The organism is Shimia sp. MMG029, assembly GCF_027947445.1.
Taxonomy (GTDB): domain Bacteria; phylum Pseudomonadota; class Alphaproteobacteria; order Rhodobacterales; family Rhodobacteraceae; genus Shimia.
Window position 1 is genome coordinate 33,555 of the sequence record NZ_JAQJIM010000011.1, and the last position, 21,464, is coordinate 55,018.

Annotated in this window: 21 protein-coding genes; 14 read left to right on the plus strand and 7 right to left on the minus strand. The window is 58.3% G+C overall.

Translation table 11 applies throughout. The annotated features are described in order from the left end of the window. Positions 1–17 precede the first annotated feature (17 nt). The 5 genes from PJL69_RS18855 to PJL69_RS18875 all read left to right on the plus strand — a co-directional run bounded on the left by PJL69_RS18855 (position 18) and on the right by PJL69_RS18875 (position 4,304). A complete protein-coding gene (locus PJL69_RS18855) occupies positions 18–419 on the plus strand; it encodes a hypothetical protein (RefSeq protein WP_271311066.1) in 402 nt (133 codons plus the stop codon). A 121-nt stretch (positions 420–540) separates the two neighbouring features. Beyond that, entirely contained in the window at positions 541–1,401 is an 861-nt protein-coding gene (locus tag PJL69_RS18860; protein ID WP_271311067.1) for a bile acid:sodium symporter family protein, read from the plus strand. A 55-nt stretch (positions 1,402–1,456) separates the two neighbouring features. Continuing rightward, positions 1,457–2,182: a tRNA (guanosine(46)-N7)-methyltransferase TrmB gene (gene trmB / locus PJL69_RS18865; protein ID WP_271311068.1), complete on the plus strand. Its 726-nt coding sequence runs from the start codon at positions 1,457–1,459 to the stop codon at positions 2,180–2,182. 140 nt (positions 2,183–2,322) lie between these two features. Then, the gene (gene aroA / locus PJL69_RS18870; RefSeq protein WP_271311069.1) at positions 2,323–3,675 is read left to right on the plus strand and encodes a 3-phosphoshikimate 1-carboxyvinyltransferase; all 1,353 of its coding nucleotides are present in this window, start codon (positions 2,323–2,325) and stop codon (positions 3,673–3,675) included. A 20-nt stretch (positions 3,676–3,695) separates the two neighbouring features. Further along, positions 3,696–4,304: a (d)CMP kinase gene (locus tag PJL69_RS18875; RefSeq protein WP_271311070.1), complete on the plus strand. Its 609-nt coding sequence runs from the start codon at positions 3,696–3,698 to the stop codon at positions 4,302–4,304. Between the two features lie 19 nt (positions 4,305–4,323). Here PJL69_RS18875 and PJL69_RS18880 read toward each other — a convergent pair whose 3' ends face one another. Next, complete coding sequence (locus tag PJL69_RS18880) at positions 4,324–4,710, minus strand: winged helix-turn-helix transcriptional regulator (RefSeq protein ID WP_209100528.1); 387 nt, start codon at positions 4,708–4,710, stop codon at positions 4,324–4,326. Positions 4,711–4,867: 157 nt separating this feature from the next. Here PJL69_RS18880 and PJL69_RS18885 point away from each other — a divergent pair, with 157 nt between their 5' ends. The 4 genes from PJL69_RS18885 (at position 4,868) to PJL69_RS18900 (ending at position 8,774) form a co-directional block, all read left to right on the plus strand. Then, positions 4,868–5,503 (plus strand): NAD(P)H-dependent oxidoreductase, encoded by a 636-nt coding sequence (locus PJL69_RS18885; protein WP_271311071.1) that lies wholly within the window; start codon positions 4,868–4,870, stop codon positions 5,501–5,503. A 129-nt stretch (positions 5,504–5,632) separates the two neighbouring features. Next, on the plus strand, positions 5,633–5,893 hold the full coding sequence (locus PJL69_RS18890; RefSeq protein ID WP_271311072.1) for a DUF6525 family protein: 261 nt from the start codon (positions 5,633–5,635) through the stop codon (positions 5,891–5,893). Positions 5,894–6,111: 218 nt separating this feature from the next. Further along, positions 6,112–7,791, plus strand: a complete 1,680-nt coding sequence (gene rpsA, locus PJL69_RS18895) for a 30S ribosomal protein S1 (RefSeq protein WP_209100522.1) — start codon at positions 6,112–6,114, stop codon at positions 7,789–7,791. A gap of 143 nt (positions 7,792–7,934) precedes the next feature. Then, positions 7,935–8,774 carry a hypothetical protein gene (locus PJL69_RS18900; RefSeq protein ID WP_271311073.1) on the plus strand — a complete coding sequence of 280 codons (840 nt, stop codon included), beginning with the start codon at positions 7,935–7,937 and terminating at the stop codon, positions 8,772–8,774. On the opposite strand, the gene PJL69_RS18905 is transcribed toward PJL69_RS18900, so the two are convergent. Further along, positions 8,765–9,526 carry an isocitrate lyase/PEP mutase family protein gene (locus PJL69_RS18905; protein WP_271311074.1) on the minus strand — a complete coding sequence of 254 codons (762 nt, stop codon included), beginning with the start codon at positions 9,524–9,526 and terminating at the stop codon, positions 8,765–8,767. The genes PJL69_RS18900 and PJL69_RS18905 overlap by 10 nt on opposite strands. Continuing rightward, a complete protein-coding gene (locus PJL69_RS18910) occupies positions 9,523–10,590 on the minus strand; it encodes a bifunctional transcriptional activator/DNA repair enzyme AdaA (protein ID WP_271311075.1) in 1,068 nt (355 codons plus the stop codon). The genes PJL69_RS18905 and PJL69_RS18910 overlap by 4 nt, the downstream gene beginning before the upstream one ends. Before the next feature lie 117 nt (positions 10,591–10,707). On the opposite strand from PJL69_RS18910, the gene PJL69_RS18915 reads away from it, so the two are divergent. Both PJL69_RS18915 and PJL69_RS18920 read left to right on the plus strand, forming a co-directional pair. Beyond that, positions 10,708–11,091 carry a VOC family protein gene (locus PJL69_RS18915; protein ID WP_271311076.1) on the plus strand — a complete coding sequence of 128 codons (384 nt, stop codon included), beginning with the start codon at positions 10,708–10,710 and terminating at the stop codon, positions 11,089–11,091. Then, positions 11,084–11,839, plus strand: coding sequence for a class I SAM-dependent methyltransferase (locus PJL69_RS18920; protein WP_271311077.1), 756 nt, complete (start codon positions 11,084–11,086; stop codon positions 11,837–11,839). The genes PJL69_RS18915 and PJL69_RS18920 overlap by 8 nt, the downstream gene beginning before the upstream one ends. A gap of 54 nt (positions 11,840–11,893) precedes the next feature. On the opposite strand, the gene PJL69_RS18925 is transcribed toward PJL69_RS18920, so the two are convergent. The 3 genes from PJL69_RS18925 to PJL69_RS18935 all read right to left on the minus strand — a co-directional run bounded on the left by PJL69_RS18925 (position 11,894) and on the right by PJL69_RS18935 (position 15,618). Then, positions 11,894–12,805 (minus strand): ABC transporter permease, encoded by a 912-nt coding sequence (locus PJL69_RS18925; protein WP_271311078.1) that lies wholly within the window; start codon positions 12,803–12,805, stop codon positions 11,894–11,896. Then, the gene (locus PJL69_RS18930) at positions 12,798–13,805 is read right to left on the minus strand and encodes an ABC transporter permease (protein ID WP_271311079.1); all 1,008 of its coding nucleotides are present in this window, start codon (positions 13,803–13,805) and stop codon (positions 12,798–12,800) included. Before PJL69_RS18930 ends, PJL69_RS18925 begins: the two co-directional genes overlap by 8 nt. A 112-nt stretch (positions 13,806–13,917) precedes the next feature. After that, entirely contained in the window at positions 13,918–15,618 is a 1,701-nt protein-coding gene (locus PJL69_RS18935) for a peptide ABC transporter substrate-binding protein (protein ID WP_271311080.1), read from the minus strand. A gap of 295 nt (positions 15,619–15,913) precedes the next feature. Between PJL69_RS18935 and PJL69_RS18940 the strand changes: the two genes are divergently transcribed. From PJL69_RS18940 to PJL69_RS18950, 3 genes are all read left to right on the plus strand, one after another. Beyond that, on the plus strand, positions 15,914–17,734 hold the full coding sequence (locus tag PJL69_RS18940) for an ABC transporter ATP-binding protein (RefSeq protein ID WP_271311081.1): 1,821 nt from the start codon (positions 15,914–15,916) through the stop codon (positions 17,732–17,734). Between the two features lie 137 nt (positions 17,735–17,871). Continuing rightward, entirely contained in the window at positions 17,872–19,035 is a 1,164-nt protein-coding gene (gene argE / locus PJL69_RS18945) for an acetylornithine deacetylase (protein ID WP_271311082.1), read from the plus strand. Positions 19,036–19,197: 162 nt separating this feature from the next. Next, positions 19,198–20,019, plus strand: a complete 822-nt coding sequence (locus tag PJL69_RS18950) for an arginyltransferase (protein WP_209100499.1) — start codon at positions 19,198–19,200, stop codon at positions 20,017–20,019. A gap of 154 nt (positions 20,020–20,173) precedes the next feature. Here PJL69_RS18950 and PJL69_RS18955 read toward each other — a convergent pair whose 3' ends face one another. After that, positions 20,174–21,253: an ABC transporter substrate-binding protein gene (locus PJL69_RS18955; RefSeq protein ID WP_271311083.1), complete on the minus strand. Its 1,080-nt coding sequence runs from the start codon at positions 21,251–21,253 to the stop codon at positions 20,174–20,176. Between the last annotated feature and the right edge of the window lie 211 nt (positions 21,254–21,464).

Here is a 21,464-nt window from a genome sequence, read left to right on the forward strand (position 1 = left end):
GATACTGGGGGCGCAAATTGCGCCCCTTTTCTGTCAATATGCCTATGTTATTGAGAATTTTTCAGAGTCTCCGTGAGGGTAGTGAGTTTTCGGGAGACTGGTACGGCTGGGTTACAAATCAAGCAGGACATAGCTATTTTGTTGGTCTCCCATTCGCGATCATTGGTTCGCTGCTTGATGCGAGCTGGATTGTCACAGCCTCTGCAAGTTTTATTATCTACTTCGTTCTATGGGAGCTTTCGACTAAGAGCAGGGTTAATTTGCGGGATAGCTTAACTGATACTACGCACGTTTCACTTGGAAGTGCGTTGTTGGTAAGTCTTTCTAACCAGCAATTGGAGATCACTGTTGCCTTGCTGGTATTGCAATTTTTAATGCTGTTAAGTGGTATTTCTCGCCGCATGGATGGCAGAATCTGATACACCTTGGACTCTTATTTCAGTTGTTATGAACGGTAGTCACGGGCTAACGAGATAGAAGCTCTTTGGACTTCTCCACTTTTGTGTCACGGTCATGGCGGGACACTGGGAGGACGACGGGATGCTTTTAGAAGTGGCACTGCCGCTTGCGCTGGCCATAATCATGTTTTCGCTGGGATTTGGGCTGACATTTGCGGATTTTGGCCGCGTGTTCAGCCTGCCGCGTGCGGTGATTACAGGAATCTTGATGCAGGTGATTGCCTTGCCTGTGGTGGCCTTCCTGCTGGTCAGCCTGTCTGATCTGCCGCCGGGATTGGCGCTGGGCGTGATGATACTGGCGTTTTGCCCCGGTGGGGTGACATCCAGCATGCTCACAAAACTTGCGGGCGGCACGGTGGCTCTGTCGATCACACTCACGGCAGTGATCAGCCTGTTGTCTGTTTTGACGGTGCCCGTGTTGGTGGGCTGGTCAACGGATCACTTTCTGGGCAGCGCGGCCCCGGAGCTGAATGTCACTGCGATTGGCATGAATATGTTTGTCATCACGGCGGTGCCCGTGGTGATTGGGGTGCTTCTGCGGTTTGTCGCACCAGGGTTTGCGGATCGCTATGAAAGCAAAGTGTCTCTGGTGGCGCTGGTGCTGTTTGTCATCATCGTGGCGGCGGCGCTGACAGCCAACTGGACAATGTTCATCTCTAACGTGGGCACACTTGCTCCGATCCTGATGGGGCTGAATGCGGTGCTGTTGGTGCTGGGCGTGGCTGTCGCGCGGCTTGTCGGCCTGTCTGGCGCGGATGGGCTGTGTATTTCGGTGGAGATGGCGGTTCAGAACGCCACATTGGGCATCGCGGTGGCAGGCATGGTGGCGGCGGCAGCGGGCATTCCGGAATATGCGGTGCCCTCGGCGGTCTATGGCATCACCATGTTTGTGGTGACCCTTCCCGGTGTTGTGGTGTTGCGCCTGATTTTCGGCAAAACTTGACCTTTGGCGCGGCTTTGGGCAAAGGCTGCGCGCAAAGATCGAGGATCACGCTGCCATGTCTGACGACACCAAACCCACAAACCATCCCTCAGGCGCGCCCTGGCGAAACTTCTACGGCCGGTTCAAAGGCAAGGGCCTGCGCCCCAGTCAGGAAGCCTATCTGGATGAGGATCTCGCGGCGCTGTCACCCGGCAAGGTGAGCTGGGAAGACAACCCGGAGCGCGAGCAGATTGATCTGAAGGCGCTGTTTGGCGACAAAGATGTCTGGCTTGAGGTTGGCTTTGGCGGCGGCGAGCATATGGTGCATCAGGCGGTGCAGAACCCGGATGTGGGCATCATCGGCTGTGAGCCTTACATCAACGGCGTCGCCATGCTGCTGGGCAAGATCCGCCAGGCGGGCGCGGACAACATCAAAGTGCATCCCGGCGATGCGCGTGACATGTTTGACGTGCTGCCGGATGGCTGTCTAAGCCGGGCGTTTCTGCTTTATCCTGATCCTTGGCCCAAGAAACGCCACCACCGCCGTCGCTTTGTGACGCCGGAGCATCTGGAGCCCTTGTCACGCAAGCTCAAGCCCGGCGCGATCTTCCGCGTGGCGACGGACATTGAAGACTACGTGCGCCAGGCGCTGGAACAGGTGCCGCGCCACGGCTTTGAGTGGTTGGCGGAGAGACCGGCGGATTGGCAGGAGCCGTGGGAGGATTGGATTTCCACGCGCTATGAGCAGAAAGCTTTCCGCGAAGGCCGCAAGCCGCACTATCTGACCTTCCGAAAGGTGTGAGGGGGCCAGCCCCCTCGGCCAGTTTCTGGCGAACCTGGCCTCACCCCCGAGATATTTTTGGCAAGAGGAAGCGCCGCGCATTTACGGGGCGCGTCTGTTGCGCTAACAGCTTTGGCAACTGAACAAAGGATGACGCGCATATGTCCGGCCATGGCACCCCGATCCCGATGACTTCTTCTCCCTGCGGCCCGCTGTCTGGCGAGGCGCATGTGCCCGGCGACAAGTCGATCAGCCACCGCAGCCTGATCCTTGGCGCAATGGCCGTGGGCGAAACCAAAATCAGTGGCCTGCTCGAAGGCGAGGATGTGCTGGACACGGGCAAAGCCATGCAGGCCTTTGGCGCGGAGGTGGTGAACCATGGCGGCGGCAACTGGTCTGTGCATGGCGTGGGTGTGGGGGGCTTTGGTGAGCCGGACACAGTGATTGACTGTGGCAACTCCGGCACCGGTGTGCGCCTGATCATGGGGGCGATGGCCACCAGCGATATCACCGTGACCTTCACCGGGGACGCAAGCCTGAATGGTCGCCCGATGGCGCGGGTGACCGATCCGATTGCGCTGTTTGGCGCCACGTCCGTTGGCCGCTCTGGTGGGCGTCTGCCGATGACCATTGTGGGCGCGCGTGATCCGCTGCCGGTGCGTTATGAAGTGCCGATGCCGTCGGCGCAGGTGAAATCTGCGGTGCTGCTCGCTGGGCTCAATGCACCCGGACAGACCGTGGTGATTGAGAAAGAAGCCACCCGCGATCACACAGAGCGCATGCTGGCGGGCTTTGGTGCAGAGATTACGGTTGAGGAAACCAATGAAGGCCGCGTGATCACCCTGACTGGGCAGCCGGAACTGAAGCCGCAGACCATCGTGGTGCCCCGTGATCCAAGCTCCGCTGCTTTCCCGGTCTGTGCGGCGATCATCACGCCGGGCTCTGACGTGCTGGTGCCAAACATTGGCCTGAACCCAACCCGCGCGGGGTTGTTTTATGCGCTGCAGTCCATGGGCGCGGATCTGACCTTTGAAAACGAGCGTGAAGAGGGCGGGGAGCCTGTGGCGGATCTTCGTGCGCGCTTCTCTCCCAACCTCAAAGGCGCAGAGATCGACCCGCTGCGCGCGGCCAGCATGATTGATGAATACCCCGTGCTGTCGGTTGTGGCGGCCTTTGCTGAGGGTGACACGGTCATGAAGGGCGTGAAGGAACTGCGCGTCAAAGAAAGCGACCGGATTGATGCGATGGCCAAAGGCCTGCGTGCCAATGGCGTAGAGGTCGAAGAAGGCGACGATTGGTGGATCGTCAAAGGGCGCGGCCATGGCAATGTGCCGGGCGGGGCGACCTGTGAGAGCTTCCTTGATCACCGCATTGCTATGAGCTTCATGGTGATGGGCATGGCCACGCAGAAGCCGGTGAGCGTGGATGATGGCAGCCCGATTGCCACGTCCTTCCCGATTTTTGAACCGCTGATGGCGGGGCTTGGCGCGTCCATCTCACGCACAGCTCAATAACGGCGCAGTAAGGGCAACACATGGCATTTACCATTGCGATTGACGGGCCTGCGGCGGCGGGCAAAGGCACGATTTCCAAAGCGATTGCTGCGCATTTTGGCTTTGCCCATCTGGACACGGGCTTGCTCTATCGCGCAGTGGGCGCGCGTACGTTGGACGGCACCGACCCGATTGACGCCGCCCGCGCGTTGACGGCGGAGGATCTGGCGGCGGACAGTCTGCGCACGCCTGAGGTGGCGCAGGCCGCCAGCCGGGTTGCGGTGATTGGTGAGGTGCGCGCCGCGTTGGTGGATTTTCAGCGCGCTTTTGCCCGGCGCGCCGGTGGTGCGGTGCTGGATGGGCGCGACATTGGCACGGTGATCTGCCCGGAGGCGGAGGCCAAGCTGTTTGTCACCGCCAGCGCCGAGGTGCGGGCCGAGCGCCGCTATCTGGAGCTTATTGGCAAAGGCCATGACGCCAGCCGTGAGGCTGTGCTTGCGGATGTGAAAGAGCGTGACGCGCGGGATATGGAGCGCGCCGAGGCGCCGCTGAAACCTGCTGAGGATGCCGTTTTGATTGACACGTCTGAGCTGGCGATTGACGCAGCCGTGCAGGCGGCCATCGCGGCGGTAGAGGCGCAGCGCGCGTAATCTCGATGCCGGAGTGGCGTCAGGCGCTGTCTTTCAGCGCCGCCGCCTGATCATAGGTTTCTCGCGCCGCGTCAATTGTCGGCAGGTTTTCCAACGCCCAGTATCCCATGGCTTTCACAGGCTCCAAAAACGAATGCCCCAGATCGGTGAGGGCATATTCCACTTTCGGTGGGATGGTCGGGTGATAGGTGCGACTGACCAGCCCGTCACGCTCCAGCTCGCGCAGCGTGAGCGACAGCATCCGTTGCGAAATGCCCAATCTGCGCTTCAGTTCATTGAAACGCAGAATGCCATATTCGCCAAGGGAGATGATAATCAGCACAGACCAGCGGTCGCCCACCCGGCTCAGCACCTCGTTGATGCGTTGGCAGTTTGGGCATTGCGCCTTTGGTGTCGTGTCCGGCATGTGAGGCTCCTTGGGGTGGTTCCCTCGGTGTGACCGGGGATTGAAAATGTGACTTCTTGCGGCGCGATCTGGTTCTTTCTATATCGTCAGTATCGAAAATATACCACCCTTTGCGGCCCCTACCTTTGGCGTGTCGCAAGACAGAGAAAGACCCAAAATGACCGCACTCAAAGATCTGATGAACTGGCGCTATGCCACCAAAAAAATGGACCCGGCGAAAGCTGTGCCAGAGGAGAAGGTGGAGGCTATTCTGGAAGCGATCCGGATGGCGCCGACCTCCAGCGGCACGCAGCCCTTTGAGGTGTTTGTGGTGACACAGGACGCGATGCGCGAAGAGATTCGCAAAGTGGGCTGGGATCAGAGCCAGATCACTGAGGGCAGCCATCTGCTCGTGTTTGCGGCCTGGGACAACTATTCGGCGGAACGCATTGATGCGGTCCGTAGCCACATGGAAGAGCTGCGCGGCGAAAATCCGATGATTGCGCAGTATTATGAAAACCTCAAAGGCGCGTATCTGCCGCGCGACGCTGCGGTAAACCATGACCATGCGGCGCGTCAGGCTTATATCGCTCTGGGCTTTGCCATGCTGGCGGCGGCGGAGCTGGAGGTGGATTGCTGTCCTATGGAAGGGTTTGATGCGGATGCCGTGGACGACATCATGGGGCTGAAAGCCTTGGGTCTGAAATCGGTGACCCTGCTGCCGCTTGGCTATCGTCAGGAAGGCGCCGACTGGCTGTTGCCAATGGAAAAAGTGCGCAAATCGCGCGCAGATATGGTGAAAACCATCAGCTGATCAGCGACGCGATGTCTCTGTTGCGGCGGCACCCTTGCCGGGGTGCCGCTGTTTTGCGTTTTGGCCCTTGTAATTTGCTGTGGCAGATATGTAATAACGTAACATTATTGTGGCGAGAGCAGAGTCGATATGGGTAGAAATCTCAACAGCAGCCTGAAGGGGCGGCGGCGTCAAGGGAGTGCAATGCAGGCCTATGATGCCTTGCCCCCGGAGCTGCGCCAGTGGTTGCGCAGCGCAGCATTGCCCTGGAGTCCGGCCTCGGCCAGCGGGATCTGGAAGAAAGCGGGCGGCGCACGGGATCCGCAGGCGGCACTCGCGCGGCTGAATGCGGTGGAACAGGCGACACTGCGCCGAGATCGCGTCACCGGCGGAATCGGCTTGCCCACATAGGTTTTTGGCGCTATGTAGCGCTCGTCGATAAGGCGCAAATGCCATAAAACAATGAGACGAGCAGGGTCGGATGCACCGGCCCTCTTTGTTTTTTTGTGTTTTCTTGTTGTTGGCGCGCCCAAGACCAAATCGCTCTGCCAGAAGGCGGACACCAACCAAGACCGGCGGAGACAACCGCACGGCCAGAAAAAAACGTTTGTAAAGGAAGTTAGTGCCACATGGCTAACACAACCATGGAGGAATTCGAAGCCCTCCTTAATGAAAGCTTCGAAATGGACACACCGAACGAGGGTTCGGTTGTCAAAGGCAAAGTCATCGCAATTGAAGCGGGCCAAGCCATCATCGACGTCGGCTACAAAATGGAAGGCCGCGTTGAGCTTAAAGAATTCGCAAATCCTGGTGAAGCTCCTGAAATCGCTGTTGGCGACGAAGTGGAAGTGTACCTGCGCGCGGCTGAAAACGCCCGTGGCGAAGCTGTTATCTCCCGCGAGATGGCACGCCGCGAAGAAGCATGGGATCGCCTTGAGAAAGCCTACGCAGACGATGCACGCGTTGAAGGCGCGATCTTCGGCCGCGTCAAAGGCGGCTTCACGGTTGACCTCGGCGGCGCCGTGGCCTTCCTGCCAGGTTCCCAGGTTGACGTACGCCCCGTACGTGACGCCGGCCCTCTGATGGGTCTGAAGCAGCCGTTCCAGATTCTGAAAATGGACCGTCGCCGTGGCAACATCGTTGTGTCCCGTCGTGCGATCCTCGAAGAGTCCCGCGCCGAGCAGCGCGCCGAAGTTATCGGCAACCTGTCCGAAGGCCAGGCAGTGGACGGTGTGGTCAAGAACATCACCGAATACGGTGCATTTGTTGACCTCGGCGGCGTTGACGGCCTGCTGCACGTCACCGACATGGCATGGCGCCGTGTGAACCACCCATCTGAGATCCTGACGATCGGCGAAACCGTTAAGGTTCAGGTCATCAAGATCAACAAAGAAACACACCGCATCAGCCTGGGCATGAAGCAGTTGCAAGACGATCCATGGGATCTGGTTGCTGCGAAGTACCCACTGGAGTCCGTGCACAAAGGCCGCGTGACCAACATCACCGATTACGGTGCCTTTGTTGAGCTGGAAGCTGGCGTTGAAGGTCTGGTTCACGTGTCCGAGATGTCTTGGACCAAGAAAAACGTGCACCCCGGCAAGATCGTTTCCACCTCTCAGGAAGTGGACGTCATGGTGCTGGAGATCGACGGTGCGAAGCGCCGCGTGTCCCTGGGCCTCAAGCAGACCATGCGCAACCCATGGGAAGTGTTTGCAGAAACACATCCAGAGGGCACCGAGGTCGAAGGCGAAGTCAAGAACATCACCGAATTCGGTCTGTTCATCGGCCTGCCAGGCGAGATCGACGGCATGGTTCACCTCTCCGACCTGTCTTGGGACGAGCGTGGCGAAGATGCGATCCAGAACTACCGCAAAGGCGACATGGTTTCGGCCGTTGTCTCCGAAGTGGACGTTGAAAAAGAGCGTATCTCCCTGTCCATCAAAGCCCTCGGTGGTGACAAATTCGCAGATGCGGTTGGCGGCGTGAAGCGCGGCTCCATCGTGACTGTGGAAGTGACCGCGATCGAAGACGGTGGCGTTGAAGTGGAATACGAAGGCATGAAGTCCTTCATCCGCCGCTCCGACCTGTCCCGTGACCGTGCGGATCAGCGCCCAGAGCGTTTCTCCGTCGGCGACAAGATCGACGTGCGCGTCACCAACATCGACAGCAAGACCCGTCGTCTGGGTCTGTCGATCAAGGCACGCGAGATCGCAGAAGAGAAAGAAGCCGTGGAACAGTACGGGTCTTCCGACTCCGGCGCATCCCTCGGCGATATCCTCGGCGCAGCGCTGAAGTCCGGCGACGAGTAAGATCAGCCGATCTTTCGACTATGATTTTGGAAACCCCGCCAGCGATGGCGGGGTTTTCTTTTTGGAACGTAAGCACGCCATCAAATCGCCTTTTACGTGTGTGAATTAACACCGCAAACGAGTCGCAGATAAAGGTCGAGATGATGTTGGTTCTGATACGCGGATTGGCCATCGTGGGGGTCGTCATTGCCGGGCTGTTTGCCTGGCATACCCATAGCGCCCACAACCGCAACGCAGAGGCTGCGATGCCCACTTTGGAGATCGCGGACGCGCCGGGAACCTTTGAGATGGTGAGCAGCACCGCTTTTTATGTGCGCCACTTGAAAACCTATGAGTTTGAAGTTGCCGAGGCGACACGTGCGGCGGCCACGGCACAGCAAACCTTGGACGGAACGCAGCCGGTGACTTGGCATTACTTTGTGCCAGAGACCGATGAAAAGGTGCCTTTGGTGGTGTTGTTTCACGGGCGCGATCGGGAAGGGTTGTCGTTGATCGAGCTCTGGCTGGACACTGCTCGGCGCGAAAACATCGCGATCATTGCGCCAACAGCGCCGAGTGGATCTTGGCCCTACACAAAGCCGTCTCCGCAATTTGTGAACAGGATCATCAGCGAAGTGGCCAAGAGTCACCCCATTGATCAGGAACAGATTTACCTCTTTGGGCATTCAGCAGGGGCCGTCTATACACATGTGTTGCTCAACACGACGCAGGGCCCGTGGAAGGCGGCGGTTTTGCATGGGGGCTTCATGCCCGCCGATTATTTGATCACCCCGGCCATGCCGAAACCGTATCGCGCCTATATTGGACAGCACGAACGCGGGTTTGAACGCAGCGCCATTCGGGCCACTGGCGAAGAAATGGCGCGCCGCGGTCATGACAATGATCTGATTATTATTCCGGCGCACACCCATTGGATTTACGACATCGGAGATCAGATCGCGGCTGACAGCTGGCGCTGGTTTCAATCGCTCCCTCAGCTGTAAAGCCGTGCCGCCTGCGCGGTGAGCGTTTTCATCGCCGTGCGATAGGGGGCAGGGCCAAAGCTGATGCGTGCCACCCCAAGCGCGCCCAGCGGGGTGACATCGGCGGCGGTGTCCAGACACATGGCATTCACCGGCAGCCGTACTTTGTCGCAAACCATGCGGATCAGCTCTGGTTCGGCCAGACCGGGCACAAAGATGCCGCTCGCGCCGGCCTCGGTGTAGGCGGCCGCGCGGTTCAGGGCCTCATCCATAAGTTCTGCGTGCTGCTCGGGTTTGGACTGCAAAAACACATCTGTGCGCGCGTTGATATAGAGCGGGATGCCGGTGTCCTCAGCGGTGGCCCGGATCGCCCGGATTCGCGCCATCTGCGCCTCCACGTCATGCAGCCCTTTGCCGCCCACCACGCGGTCTTCGAAATTCAGTCCCACCGCACCGGTGGCGAGCAGCCGTTTGATGTGCAGTGACAGCTCTTCTGGATCGGTGGCATAGCCGCCTTCAAAATCGACGCTTAAGGGCAGATCATTGGTGGCGCTGATACGCCCGGCGATCTGAAACAGCACCTCCATGGGTAGGGCTTCGCCATCGTCATAGCCTTGCGCAGCAGCCACCGACCAGCTGCCTGTGGCCAGAGCGATGGCACCGGCCTTGGCCACCGCAGCGGCGCTGCCTGCATCCCAGATGTTATAAAGCACAAGCGGGTTGCCCGGTTGGTGCAGCGCGGCGAAAGCGTTTGCGCGGTCTGTTTGTGTCATCCGTCCATCCTCATCGGTTGATACTGTTGTTCGATTTCGATCAGTTTCTGTTTGCGCCACAGCCCGCCGCCATAGCCGGTGAGGGCGCCATCCGCACCCAGAATACGGTGGCAGGGCACCAGAATGGCGAGCTGGTTCGCGCCATTGGCGCGGGCGGCAGCGCGGGTGGCTGTGGGGCGGTCAATGGCGTTTGCAAGTTGCGCATAGGTACGGGTCTCCCCCGCCGGAATGGCACAAAGCGCGTGCCAGACTTCTTTGGTGAAGGCGCTGCCATGAAAGGCCATCGGGGTTTCAAACCTCGCGCGCGTGCCTGCAAAAAACGCCGCCAGTTCGCCCTCCACCTGATCGGTTGGCGCATAGCGGCCAAAGCCCAGATCGCCTTTGGCGAAATCACGCAGGCGTGCCAGCTCACGCGGCAGCGCTTTGCGTTCGACAAATTCCAACAGATGCAGGTGAGAGGCGCTGGACACCGCAATCATATCTCCCAGTGGCGTGTTGAACCAATCCGCCCGCAACAGCCCGCCTTGTTTCAGCGCATTGGGCGTACACCCCAGAAGGCGGGCAAAGGCTATGCGAAAGGCAGAGGCGCTTTCAAAACTGGCGCTGTGCTGGGCGTCAATCACGCGCTCGCCCTGACGCAGCACTTCAAAACCCTCGCGCAGGCGGCGCTGGCGGGCCATTTCCAGAAATGTCATGCCAAACTGGCGTTTAAATGAGCGGCGCACGGTGGACAGATCAAACCCCATTTGGGTGATGTGGCGCTCTGACCAGCGGATGTCGGGCCGCTCATCCAGTGCGCGCAGCAGTGCGGCGATGGCGGGGTCTGCATCTGCAGCAGGGGCCAAAGGATGGCAGCGTTTGCAGGCACGATAGCCGCCTTCGATACAGTCCCCGATGGTTGCAACAAAGGTGCAGTTTTCTGATTTGGGTTTACGGGCCGGGCAGGTGAGGCGGCAGAAAATGCCGGTGGTGCCGACACAGACATAGGCGCGCCCATCATAGGCCGGATCACGTGCAAGGAGTGCCGCGTAAAGCGTGTCGTGAGAAGGGAGGTCAAACATCATGGTGTCACAGTAGCGTGTCGCCGGGACAGGTCAGCCGAAAATCAGGCGCCTATTCTAAAAACTTGGTGAAATGATAGTCTCGTGGTGGACAAGGCCGTACATACAGAAAGGCTGACCATGATCCAGATTGACCGCTTGGACCATTTGGTCCTGACCGTGGCGCGAATTGACGCGACAGTGGCGTTTTATAAGCGCGTTCTGGGGATGGAGGTGGTGACCTTTGGAGCGGGCCGTGTGGCGCTTACCTTTGGGCCGCAAAAGATCAACCTGCATGAGGCGGGGCGGGAGTTTGAACCCAAAGCTCTGCATCCAACGCCGGGATCTGCGGACCTCTGCTTGATTGCCGCAACGCCCCTCAGTGAGATTGTGGCGCATCTTGAGGCACAGAAGGTTGCGATAGAGCAGGGCCCCGTTGCCCGCACCGGCGCGACAGGGCCAATCACCTCTGTCTATTTCCGTGATCCGGATCACAACCTGATTGAGGTGTCGACCTATGACTGAGCCTTTGCAGGACGCACTCTATGAAGATCAGCGTCTAGTCGCTGTCTACGACGCGCTTAACGCAAGCCGCGATGATTTTGATTTTTATCTGCGCCATTTGCCTGTACCCCCCAGTCAGGTGCTTGATATTGGCTGTGGAACAGGTCGCTTTTCTGTCGATCTCGCGCGGCAAGGCTATCATGTGACCGCCTGTGATCCCGCAGTGGACATGGTCGATTATGCTCAAGCGCGGCCTGATGCTGCGCTTGTGGCCTGGCATCACGGCGCGGTGGGGGGATTGCCGTCGTATCTGCGCTTTGACGCTGCCGTGATGACTGGGCACGCCTTCCAATGCCTGCTGTCTGATGAGGATATGCGACAGTTCTTTGAGGTTTCACGCAGTCATCTTGTCGAAAAGGGTGTTTTGATGTTTGAAAGCCGTAACCCCAAGGCCCGCGCGTGGGACAGGTGGAAGCCAGATCATGCCGGACCGCCTGTTGATCTTGGGGCAGGGCAAAGCGTTGCGGTCACCCACGAAGTGATCACGCATCGCGCGCCTTATGTGACCTTTGAGGAGCGCTATCATTTCTTGCCTGACAACGTTGAGAAACGCTCGGTATCCACCCTGCGCTTTGCCAGTGAGGAGGAGATTCTGTCGTGTGCGGAGGGGGCAGGGTTTCAGCTTGTGCAGCTCTGCGGCGATTGGTCTGGAGCGCCTTTTGAGGCGGATCAAACCCCGGAGATGATCTTCAAATTCTTGGCCGTTTAAGGCGCACAAAAAAGGCCGGGCGATGGGCCCGGCCTTTGTCTTTGGATATGTATCTTACCGACCCCGGATGCGTGGGTCGAGCGCGTCGCGCAGACCGTCGCCGAGGTAGTTCACCGACAGCACGGTCAGAGAGATCGCCAGACCGGGCCAGAACACGCGCTCTGGATAGTCTTGCAGATACTGCACCGCGTCATTGAGCAGGCGGCCCCAGGTCGGGAAGTCTGGCGGGAAGCCAAGCCCGAGGAAGGACAGCGCGCTTTCCGTGATGATCGCATTGGCGATGCCCAGAGTCGCCGACACCATGATCGGAGACAGCACGTTGGGCAGAATGTGCCGGGTGATCATGTTTTTGTTGGAGGTGCCGATGGAGCGGGCAGCGAGCACGAACTCACGCTCTTTCAGCGACATCACATCGCCCCGCACAATGCGCGCAGTTGGCATCCAGGAGGTGACGCCAATGGCGATCACGATCAGGATGAAGATCCCGCGCTCTGGCCCAACCGCTGCGGACAGAGGCTCGCGGAAAAGCATCATCATCACCAGCAGCAGTGGCAGGATTGGCAGCGCCAGAAACAGGTCTGTCAGGCGCATCAGCGGGCCGTCGAGCTTTTTGAAATAGCCCGCGCTGATGCCCACAAGGCTGCCCAGACCCAGCGCCAGCAACATGGCGGTGAGGCCCACGGCGATGGAGGTCTGCCCCCCGGCCATCATGCGTGCGAGCGTGTCACGGCCCAGCTGGTCTGTGCCAAACGGGTGTGCCAGGCTCGGGCCCTGGTTGCGGGAGCGGATGTCGATATAGGTCGCATCATAGGGCCACAGCCATGGGCCAATGAAAACGCCAAGCACGATCACGATGAAGATGATGCCGCCCAGCAAAGCACCTTTGTGCGCCTTGAACTGATGCCAGACGTCCACCCATTGGGACCGCTGCGGTGTGGTCGGTTCGGTGTTGGTGGTATCAGTCATAGCGGATCCTCGGATCAAGAATGCCGTAAAGCACATCTGCGATCAGGTTGAAGAAGACGATCAGGAAAGCGAACATAAAGGTCAGTGTCTGCACGGTGGGCAGATCGTTGGCCTGAATCGCGCCGATCAGCTGGGCACCGATGCCGTTCACAGAGAAGACCTGCTCGGTGATAATAGCGCCGCCAAAGATGGCAGGCAGACCCAACGCGATCACGGTCACAACCGGGATCATCGAGTTGCGCAGCACATGCACCAGCACCACAACACGCTCGCTCAGGCCCTTGGCACGCGCGGTGCGCACATAGTCCTGATTGAGGTTATCCAGCATCGAGGCCCGCATGTAGCGGCTGATTTGCGCGGTGGTCTGCAGAGCAAGCACCATCACCGGCATGATCATCTGGCGCAGCTGATAGACAAAGCTGTCCCAATCCACCACTTCATGGGTGGTGTCATAGATGAAGGGGAACCAACCAAGGTTCACCGAGAAGATCACAATCACCAGCGGGCCGGTGAAGAACGGCGGGATGGAGTAGCCGATCATGGTGATGAAGGTACCCGCCTGATCGAAGATCGAATATTGCTTATAGGCAGAGTAGATGCCGATAGGCAGGGCGATCAGGATGCCGACGATGTAGGACATGCCCACAACCCACAGGGTCTGGGGCAGGCGTTCTACCACCACATCCATCACAGGAGAGCGGGTCTGCCAGCTGATGATGCGCAGTTTGCCTTCGGCAAAGGTGGTGCCAAACATATGGTCTACAAAGACCTGAGGTTCCACCCAGAAGAACTGCACCAGCCATTTGTAAAAGCGGATGTAGCCAGGTTCGCCAAGGCCAAGAGCCTGACGCATTTTTTCCTTCACTTCTGGCGGGACGGTGAGTGGTACCTGGGCCATCGGATCACCGGGGGCCAGTTCCAGCAGAAGGAAAATGACAAGAGAGATGAAGAGGAGCGTCGGGATCGAGAGGATCAACCGTCGTATCGTGAAGGTCAGCATAAAGCGGCGCCTTTGTGCGTCTGTTTTTGATTGGTGGGCTCTGCGCAGCGACCTGCCTGTTCAGAGCCAAAAGTGAAAAGGCGGACCCGAGGGCCCGCCCTGTTTGATCAGCTTACTTGATACGATGCCAATCGGCAATGTTCCAAAGCTCGGAGTCCCATGTGTTCAGAACAACGCCGCCCAAAGAATTGGCATGTGCAGACACACGGCCACGGTGCACCAGTGGCACGATGGTGAAGCTTTCGTTGGTCAGCATGTCGTTCATCTTCTTGGCGATCTCGCCGCGCTTCTCGATGTCGCCGGTGCGGGCCAGTTCGTCGATCAGTGCGTCATAGGCTGGATCACAGAAGCGGTTGATGTTCTCACCCTGCCACTGGCTGTCAGGCTTCGGCTCGCCGCCACAACGGTAGGCCGCCAGATACTGCTGAGGGTCAGTGCCGTTGAAGGTGTTGGCGTACATTTCCACGTCTGCATAGAACTTCTGGAAGGTGTCAGGGGAACCTGGGTCACCACCAAAGAACACGGATGCAGACAGGTTGCGCAGCTCGGTTTCAACACCGATTTCAGACCACCACTGTTTGATCAGCGCTTGGAAATCCTGACGCACAGCGTTGGTGGAGGTCTGGTACAGGATGGACAGTTTCACGCCATCTTTGGCGCGGATGCCGTCGCCACCTTTGACCCAGCCAGCTTCATCCAGCAGCGCGTTTGCGCCTGCGATGTCCTGGGTGAAACAGTCTGTGTTGGCAGAAGCGTAGTTTGCAGGCACAGGCACCAGATCACAGGTCACTTTACCCGCTTTGCCGTAGCCGATCTCCACCAGCAGTTCACGGTCGATTGCCATCGACAGCGCTTTACGCACGTTGATGTCAGACAGGAATGGGTGTGGGTGAGCCACCGTCGCGCGCTCGCCTTCAGGCAGGCTGGAGGATGGGTCGGTCATGTTCATTTCGATACGCTCAACCAGCGGGCCAAAGCCTGCAATCGCAATGCCTTTGCCGCCTTCTTCCATCTTGGCGATCACGTCGGGCGCCAGCTGGAGGTTCCATGCGTAGTCAAATTCGCCGGTTTCCAGAACGGCACGGCCTGCACCGGTTGCATCTCCGCCACCTTTGAAGGTTACGGTGGCAAACGCGGGCTTCGCAGGGTCGCGATAGTTCGGGTTGGCTTCGTATTGGATCACGTCGTTGGTTTTGAATTCGGTCACAACGAACGGGCCTGTGCCGATTGGGCCGAAGTTTTCTGCAGTACACTCAGGCGCTTTGGCGCCCATGCAGTTTTCAAACTGTGCTTTCTGCAGGATCGGGGACTGGCCGCCAACGAACGGGCCATATGGGTTCGGCTTTGGCTGGTTGAAGGTCACTTTGACGGTTTTTTCGTCAAGCGCTTCAATGGTTTCGACGCCGTCAAAGAAAGCTGCCTGTGCACAGCCACCTTCGGGGTGCATGCAGTATTCGCCGGTGAAAACAACGTCGGCGGAGGTCACTGCGGTGCCATCAGACCACACCATGCCGTCTGCGATGGTCCAGGTGATGGTGGTCAGGTCCTCAGACACGCCGCCGTTGCTGACGGTTGGAATGTCTGCTGCCAGATAAGGCACCATTTTGCCGGTTTCGTCATAGCGCGCGAGCGGTTCGATGGTGAGGGAGGCAGACTCGATATCTTTGGTCCCGGAGGACAGATACGGGTTCAGGATGGACGGGGCTTGCCAGTAAATAATATTTACGTGGCCGTCAGAGCCGCGCTCTGCCATGGCCGCCGGGGCCATCACAAAGGCCGCCGCAGCGCCCAGCATCAAGGTTTTTGCTTTCATGTCTCACTCCATGTTGGCACGAGAATCGTGCGGAAGTGGCGGATTTTTCCGCCGTTTTTTGGCTGTCAAATTGAGGGGAAAGGCCGCGAATCAATCGTGCCCCATGCACAAGTTAACTGTCGTGATCCCCTCCGACTAGCGGCATCACAGACCAGACAATCAAAAAATGCAAGGATTGTTTTGTATCCAATATACCATTTGGGTCAGGAATATTGCCCTTCGATTTGACCTCTCGCAGCGGCCGCTATAGCGTGACGCTCAGGGGAAAACAAAAACACTCAGGGGAGTAACCCGCATGCTGGACAACGCCATTGCCTCGATCGAGAACCTGCGCGTCGAGTTTCAAACCAAAGACGGCCCAGTGGTTGGCGTGAAGGATGTGTCCTTCAAAGTAAATCCAGGTGAAACCGTTTGTATTGTTGGGGAATCCGGCTCTGGTAAATCGGTGTCCAGCCTGTCGTTGATGCGGCTTGTCGAATTTGGCGGTGGCGACATTGCCGGTGGGCGCCTGCTTTTTGACCGTCGCGACGCAGAAGATGTGGATCTCTCCACGGCGGATCAGGATCTGATGCGCACGATTCGCGGCAATGAAATCGGCATGATTTTTCAGGAGCCGATGACCGCACTGAACCCGGTGTTCACCGTGGGACGCCAGCTCACCGAGGGGCTGCGGCTGCACAAAAAACTATCGAAAGCCGACGCAGAGGCCCGCGCTTTGGATCTGTTGAAACAAGTGCGCATTCCCGAGCCTGAGCGCCGCATGAAACAATACCCGCACGAGCTTTCCGGCGGCATGCGTCAGCGGGTTGTGATCGCCATGGCGATGGCCTGCGAGCCGCGTCTGCTGATCGCGGATGAGCCCACGACCGCGCTGGATGTGACCATTCAGGCCGAAATTCTTGCACTTATGGATCGTCTCAAGCGCGAAACCGGCACGGCTGTGATGTTCATCACCCATGATATGGCGGTGGTGGCGCAGATGGCCGACCGCGTGGTGGTGATGTTCCGCGGAAACAAGGTCGAAGAAGGCACGGTTGAGGAGATCTTTGAAAACCCGACCCATGATTACACCAAGGCGTTGCTGGCCGCGGTGCCAAAGCTTGGTGAAATGTCAGGCACGGACGTGCCAAGCCCGATGAAACTGTTTGGCGACAACACGCACAACACCGATCCGATCCCCGGCACAGATGAGACCATTCTCGAAGTCAAAAACCTGGTCACGCGCTTCCCGGTGAAAGGCGGCCTGATGCGTCGCACCGTGGCCAATGTGCACGCGGTGGAGGATGTCTCTTTCACGGTGAACAAAGGCCAGACCCTCTCGCTGGTGGGCGAATCCGGCTGTGGGAAATCCACCGCGGGCCGCTCTCTGTTGCGTTTGGTGGATCCGACCTCTGGTCAGGTGCGGTTTGATTGCAAGGACATCCTGTCTCTCAATCCAAAAGAGATGCATGCCGCGCGTCAGGACATGCAGATGATCTTTCAGGATCCCTTCGCCTCGCTGAACCCGCAGATGATGCTGATGGATCAGGTGGCCGAGCCGATGCGCAACTATGGCACCCACTCGGGGGTGGAGCTGCAAAAGCGCGTTGAGATGCTATTTGACCGTGTGGAACTGCCGCGCAGCTTCATGCGCCGCTATCCGCATGAGATGTCGGGTGGTCAGCGCCAGCGGATCGCCATTGCCCGCGCGCTCGCCCTGAACCCCAAGTTGATTGTCGCCGATGAGGCCGTGTCGGCGCTGGATGTGTCTGTGCAGGCGCAGGTGCTCAATCTGATGATGGAGCTGCAGGCCGAAATGGGCATTTCCTATGTCTTCATCAGCCACGACATGGCAGTGGTAGAACGTGTCAGCCACCATGTGGGCGTGATGTATTTGGGGCGGATTGTGGAAATCGGACCACGCCGTGCCGTGTTTGAAAACCCACAGCACCCCTACACACAAGCGCTGATGAAAGCGGTGCCAATCGCCGATCCACGCCGTCGCAAATCGGAAAAAGATCTGAATTTCAAGCCGATCCCAAGCCCGATCCACAATGTGGGCTATGAGGCGCAACCCTCAGAATACAAAGAGGTGGGACCGGGCCATAAGGTGCTGATCACCGACAGCGGCTATTAAGAACATTCAGACAATGGGGCGCATCAATGATGGGCCCCATCGCATTCAAAGACCTGAGGAAAAGGGCGTTTGCACCGGTTTCTCGGCCGTTTTGAGCATCGCTACATTTGACGCATTTTAGACCGAAGGGATTGCCTGTGAGCACACGTCTTTCACCCCGCGAGATTCTGGACAAACTTGTGTCCTTTCCAACCGTCTCCAGCGAGACCAATCTGCCGTTGATTGACTGGGTGGAAAGCTATCTCCAAAGCCATGGCATTGCGGTGCATCGCCACCCGCATGAGACGGACCCGGCCAAGGCGGCGGTGTTTGCGCATGTCGGGCCGGAGATCGCGGGGGCTGTGGTTTTGTCCGGTCACACCGATGTGGTGCCGGTCGAGGGCCAGCCCTGGAGCAGTGACCCGTTTGAGGTTGTCGAGCGGGACGGCAAGCTGTTTGGCCGTGGCACCTGCGACATGAAAGGGTTTGATGCGCTCGCGATCTGGGCCATGGTCGAAGGCCACTACGCCAATCTTGCGCGCCCTCTGCAGCTTGCCCTGTCTTATGACGAGGAAATCGGCTGCACCGGCGCCGCGCCTCTGATTGAAAGCATGGCCGCCAAATTCCCCAAAGGCAGCGCTGTGATCGTGGGCGAGCCGTCGATGATGGGTGCCGTCACCGGCCACAAGGGCGGTGCTGGGTTCCGGGTGCATGTGCGTGGCTTTGAGGTGCACAGCTCGCTTATGCACACTGGGGTCAATGCCATTATGTATGGTGCCAAGCTGATTGAGTGGGCCAATGACATGAACGCCGCCAATCGCGCCCAAGAGCCCAACCCAGTGGCCGCCACGTTTGAGCCGCCCTGGACCACGGTGCATGTGGGTACAATTTCTGGCGGCACGGCGCATAATATCACCGCTCTGGATTGCCACTTCGGCCTCGATTTCCGCTTTGTACCGGGTGACGACAGCGCAGAGTGGCTGGCACGCGCGCGCGCCAAAGCCGCAGAGATCGAAGGGGAGATGCAGGCCGTTGTGCCAGACACGCACATTGAAATGCGGGAAACCTTTGCGGTGCCCGCATTGATGCCAGAAGAGGCAGGCGAGGCGGAAACGCTTGTGCGCCAACTCACCGGCGACAACACGCCACGCGTTGTCAGCTACGGCACCGAGGGCGGGCATTTCCAAAGCGCAGGCTATTCCACCGTCATTTGTGGCCCCGGCGATATCGCGCAGGCGCATCAGCCGGACGAATACCTGACAGTCGCACAGTTTGAAGCGGGTCAGCGCTTTATGGAAAAGCTCCTGACCAGCTGTTCCTGAGGGCAGGCTTTCAGGAACCTCCAAATTGAGCGGAATAAACAGTTAATCCAATTCAAATCTTAACCAACAGTGTAAAAACAGAGGCCGCAAGCTCTTAGGAGGGCTTGCGCGCGCAAGAGTGCTGTTGATAACTTTGGCGACGTGACCAGTTGATGGAGTACCATGCGCCACTCATTGCCGATAGCACCGCAGTTCTATGTGACCGCCCCACAGCCGTGTCCCTATCTGGACGGGCGCATGGAGCGGAAGTTGTTTACAGCGTTACAGGGGGACAATGCGACCGCACTGAATGATGCGTTGTCTCAGCAGGGGTTTCGACGCTCCCAGAATGTGCTGTATCGTCCGTCATGCGCCGATTGTACGGCCTGCATGTCGGCGCGCATTGACGTGTCAAAGTTCAAACCCACCAAAAGCCAGCGCCGCGCCGCCCGCCGGAATGCGCATTTGACGCGACGGGCCACCTCGCCCTGGGCAACCGAAGAACAGTTTGATCTGTTCCGGCGTTATCTGGACACACGCCACGCGGATGGTGGCATGGCGGATATGGATGTCTTTGAGTTCGCGGCGATGATCGAAGAAACCCCGATCCGCAGCCGGGTTGTGGAGTATACGGACCGTGCCAGCGATTCTCTGATTGGGGTGTGCCTGACCGACATGCTCGAAGACGGGCTGAGCATGGTGTATTCCTTTTATGACCCAGCGCAGGCGCGATCCTCTCTTGGGACCTATCTGATCCTCGATCACATCGAAATCGCGCGCGAGGCTGGGCTGCCTTATGTGTATCTTGGCTATTGGGTGCCCGGCAGTCCGAAGATGGCCTATAAGGCGAAATTCTCAGGGTTGGAGATCCATTTCGCAAATCAATGGCTGCCCATGAATGATCCAGAGGCGTTTTCGGCAGAGGCCCATCCGTTGTCCACACCGCCGATTGCCGAACAGGTGGCCAATATTTCCCTACCGGATCTGCGCGCCCAGAAATTCTGATGTGAGTTCCGGCAGAGGCTTACGGTAAAGGCCGAGGTCCTCTGCTGTTGGTCGAACGCACCCGCTACAATAAATAAGCCGCCGCACCCAACCCAGAGTGCGGCGGCTCCGTCATTTTTCGGGCCCGGAATTTGGGACCGATGCAAGGAGCACTTTAGTTGGTGGCGCCTGCACCCATGGCGCGTTTGGACATCAACTCAATCGCGTTGCCTGCCGCCCGGGTGTAGGGTGGCCAGAACATGCTTTCTTCAAAAAACGCGGGATTTTCGTCGATCAATGGATTGCGTTCCACCAGCGAGGTGGCGGCAACCATACCAAGCTCTTCCACCACACGGGTCTGCACGTCTTTGCCGATGAAGTAGTTGGCAAAGATCTCTGCTGCTTCCAGCTTCTTGCCTTCAAGATGCTTGGCGAAATTGATGGTGTCGAGCCAGACGGTATTGCCTTCTTCAAACGCGACGAGGCCCCAGTTGCCACCGGCGGCAATCGCGGCGGACGCCCCGACCCCGTACGAGGCGACAAGATCATATTCGCCAGTAAAGGGCGGGCTGGTTGTCCAGAAATGGCCAACTTGGCTGTAGAGCGTGTTCACTGTGTTTTGCAGCGCGCCATCGGCCGCCACGAGTTTGCCAAGGGCTGCACGATCTTTCGACGCATCGTTCACCTCAAACGGGGCATGACCATTGGCCATGGACGCAAGGGCGATATTGGGGTGAACTTGGCCTTCTGTTAGCGACACGCGGCCCTTCCATTCGGGTTTCAGGAGGTCGCTCACAGATGCTGGCATCTCTTCTACAGTGTCTAGATTGGCCCACAGACCATAGGCTCCGCCACCCCAAGGAATATACAGATGCTGATCGCCCTTCATGCCCATTGGGATGTCGGTCAGCGCTGGGGAGAGGTGCTTGTAATTCTCAAGGCGCGGTGAGTTTACATTGATAGGCTGGAGCATATTGGCGGAAGGGTTGCCTTCCATATTGATGTAGTTCAGCGTCAGGAATGAGATGTCCACATCACCCGTGCGCAACATGTCAAACATCTGCTGCGGTCCTTCCGCCCAGCTGTCCACAAGACGCACGTCCACGTCATATCCATTTTCTTGCAGAAGGGCGTTCACCGCCGCAATTTCATGATCCTCAACATAGCCTTCCCAGGTCAGGATGTTCAGGGTTTCAGTTGCTTGCGCCATGCTTGCGGTCGCTGCGAGCATGCAGCCGATCAACGTATGTTTCATAAAGTACTCCAAGTAAGAAACGGCCATGGCCAAGCGGGGACACGGCTGATAGGGCACACGGTGAGCAAAAGCACTTAAGAGAATGTGAAGGGAATACATCTCCTTAGGATTGATGTTAACAGCGTGTTACTATTCAGGGAGAGGTGTAATGCGCAGCGCATAGATCGTACTCAGGCGCAAAAAAAACGCGGCGCCCGGAGGCACCGCGTTC

Excerpts from the sequence above, each read along its gene's own strand:
- PJL69_RS18950 (WP_209100499.1), top strand. The coding sequence starts at position 19,198 with ATGCGCCACTCATTGCCGATAGCACCGCAGTTCTATGTGACCGCCCCA.
- PJL69_RS18915 (WP_271311076.1), top strand. The coding sequence starts at position 10,708 with ATGATCCAGATTGACCGCTTGGACCATTTGGTCCTGACCGTGGCGCGA.
- PJL69_RS18880 (WP_209100528.1), bottom strand. The coding sequence starts at position 4,710 with ATGCCGGACACGACACCAAAGGCGCAATGCCCAAACTGCCAACGCATC.
- PJL69_RS18925 (WP_271311078.1), bottom strand. The coding sequence starts at position 12,805 with ATGACTGATACCACCAACACCGAACCGACCACACCGCAGCGGTCCCAA.
- PJL69_RS18875 (WP_271311070.1), top strand. The coding sequence starts at position 3,696 with ATGGCATTTACCATTGCGATTGACGGGCCTGCGGCGGCGGGCAAAGGC.
- PJL69_RS18860 (WP_271311067.1), top strand. The coding sequence starts at position 541 with ATGCTTTTAGAAGTGGCACTGCCGCTTGCGCTGGCCATAATCATGTTT.
- PJL69_RS18940 (WP_271311081.1), top strand. The coding sequence starts at position 15,914 with ATGCTGGACAACGCCATTGCCTCGATCGAGAACCTGCGCGTCGAGTTT.
- PJL69_RS18905 (WP_271311074.1), bottom strand. The coding sequence starts at position 9,526 with ATGACACAAACAGACCGCGCAAACGCTTTCGCCGCGCTGCACCAACCG.
- PJL69_RS18910 (WP_271311075.1), bottom strand. The coding sequence starts at position 10,590 with ATGATGTTTGACCTCCCTTCTCACGACACGCTTTACGCGGCACTCCTT.
- aroA (WP_271311069.1), top strand. The coding sequence starts at position 2,323 with ATGTCCGGCCATGGCACCCCGATCCCGATGACTTCTTCTCCCTGCGGC.
- rpsA (WP_209100522.1), top strand. The coding sequence starts at position 6,112 with ATGGCTAACACAACCATGGAGGAATTCGAAGCCCTCCTTAATGAAAGC.
- trmB (WP_271311068.1), top strand. The coding sequence starts at position 1,457 with ATGTCTGACGACACCAAACCCACAAACCATCCCTCAGGCGCGCCCTGG.
- PJL69_RS18890 (WP_271311072.1), top strand. The coding sequence starts at position 5,633 with ATGGGTAGAAATCTCAACAGCAGCCTGAAGGGGCGGCGGCGTCAAGGG.
- PJL69_RS18885 (WP_271311071.1), top strand. The coding sequence starts at position 4,868 with ATGACCGCACTCAAAGATCTGATGAACTGGCGCTATGCCACCAAAAAA.
- PJL69_RS18955 (WP_271311083.1), bottom strand. The coding sequence starts at position 21,253 with ATGAAACATACGTTGATCGGCTGCATGCTCGCAGCGACCGCAAGCATG.
- PJL69_RS18930 (WP_271311079.1), bottom strand. The coding sequence starts at position 13,805 with ATGCTGACCTTCACGATACGACGGTTGATCCTCTCGATCCCGACGCTC.
- PJL69_RS18935 (WP_271311080.1), bottom strand. The coding sequence starts at position 15,618 with ATGAAAGCAAAAACCTTGATGCTGGGCGCTGCGGCGGCCTTTGTGATG.
- PJL69_RS18900 (WP_271311073.1), top strand. The coding sequence starts at position 7,935 with ATGTTGGTTCTGATACGCGGATTGGCCATCGTGGGGGTCGTCATTGCC.
- PJL69_RS18920 (WP_271311077.1), top strand. The coding sequence starts at position 11,084 with ATGACTGAGCCTTTGCAGGACGCACTCTATGAAGATCAGCGTCTAGTC.